At 38.9% G+C, this 1,513-nt stretch carries 2 protein-coding genes; both read left to right on the top strand.

Features of this window, described 5'->3' with window-relative positions; genetic code table 11:
- The first annotated feature begins 249 nt into the window (after positions 1-249).
- Complete coding sequence (gene pcp, locus ABZS58_RS51305) at positions 250-897, top strand: pyroglutamyl-peptidase I (RefSeq protein ID WP_014573651.1); 648 nt, start codon at positions 250-252, stop codon at positions 895-897.
- Positions 898-1,138: 241 nt separating this feature from the next.
- On the top strand, positions 1,139-1,513 hold a 375-nt coding region (gene tmk / locus ABZS58_RS51300; protein ID WP_354792134.1), incomplete at its 3' end, for a dTMP kinase.

The following is a 1,513-nucleotide window of genomic DNA, read 5'->3' as shown; positions in this document are numbered from 1 at the left end:
AATGATTCAAAGCAAAAAGAAGACCACGTACAAAATTTATATGGTGTTCTTTTTGTTTAGTTTTTTAATGTGGTCATAAAAAGGCGGAGCCTATTATAAGTTTAATTATTTAATTTCAGAAAGGTATATATAAATCATGGCGCAACAAATTGTCCTACCCATCAAAGACTCCAACGTCTTAAAGATGGTACAAGATACACTTCTCGATAGCTTCTGTACTTCTTGGCATTTTAGAAAGGAAATCTTCTCATGAAAATTCTTGTTACCGGATTTGATCCCTTTGGCGACGATAAAATTAATCCTGCGATTGAAGCCGTGAAACGTTTGCCGGATGAAATTGCTGGGGCACAAATCGTTAAATTGGAAATTCCGACAAAGTTTAATGTTTCAGCCGATGTCGTTAAAGATGCTATTGCCAAAGAAAAGCCTGACTATGTGTTGAGCATTGGTCAGGCTGGTGGCCGGTTTGAACTCACGCCGGAGCGAGTTGCGATTAACTTGGATGACGGTCGGATTCAAGATAATGCCGGGTATCAGCCACTTAATCACACGATTCATGGCGATGGCGAGAATGCCTACTTTACCCAGTTACCAATTAAGGCCATGGCCAAAGCCATTCGGGAAGCTGGTGTTCCGTCAGCAGTCTCCAACACAGCAGGCACTTACGTCTGCAACCACATTTTTTATCAGGTACAGTATATGCGGGATAAGATGTTTCCCGATATTAAGGCCGGCTTCATGCATATTCCATTTTTGCCGGAACAGGTTGTCACTCGTCCGGAAACACCAGCGTTGTCATTGGATGATGATGTTTTAGGCATCACTGCCGCTATCAAGGCCATCGTGTCCCGTGACGGCAAAGGCGATATCGAAACGATTGAAGGCAAGGATCACTAAAAGCCTGTTTAGTGTTTTTGGACTATTATCAAATAAATAGACATAAAAAAGAAAAGCGTTCTAATCGTTTTTCCTTTTTTATCAGATGTTCAGAAAATGGTCATTTTCTGAACACTCTTCTTTTCTTATTAAGATTATTAAAATCATTTGCATTTATTGTTCATTAACCCGTAATTTATTCTATGTTAATTTATATAAGTGCTTTCAAGTTATGGTACAATACTATCAATGGAGGAATGCTATGAAAAATTTATTAATAGTTTTTGAAGGACTTGACGGTTCAGGAAAAACAACTCAAATTGATATGTTACATCAATGGTTTGAAAATAAAAAACTTAAAGTTTTTACAACAAAACAACCAACAGATTACTATAGAAATGATAAAAGAGTTAGAGATTATTTGGATAATGGTATTGCGCCCAATATGTATTCGATTGCTTTATTGGCTGCAGCTGATAGAACTTATCAGATAACTTCAGAAATTTTCCCCAAAATATCTGAAAGCAACATTATATGTGATAGATACTTATACAGTTCACTAGCGTTCTTTAAAGCTCGTGGTGCCCGGCCACGACCGCGAGGCCGTCGGCCGGGCGCTGCGGGTCGACGCGCTCAG

It is taken from the genome of Dactylosporangium sp. NPDC005555, assembly GCF_040605635.1.
Taxonomy (GTDB): Bacteria; Actinomycetota; Actinomycetes; order Mycobacteriales; family Micromonosporaceae; genus Dactylosporangium.
This window is presented reverse-complemented; position numbering and strand designations above follow the sequence as displayed.

Bases quoted from the DNA above. Each gene is read 5' to 3' on its own strand.
- pcp (WP_014573651.1), top strand. From the start codon at position 250: ATGAAAATTCTTGTTACCGGATTTGATCCCTTTGGCGACGATAAAATT.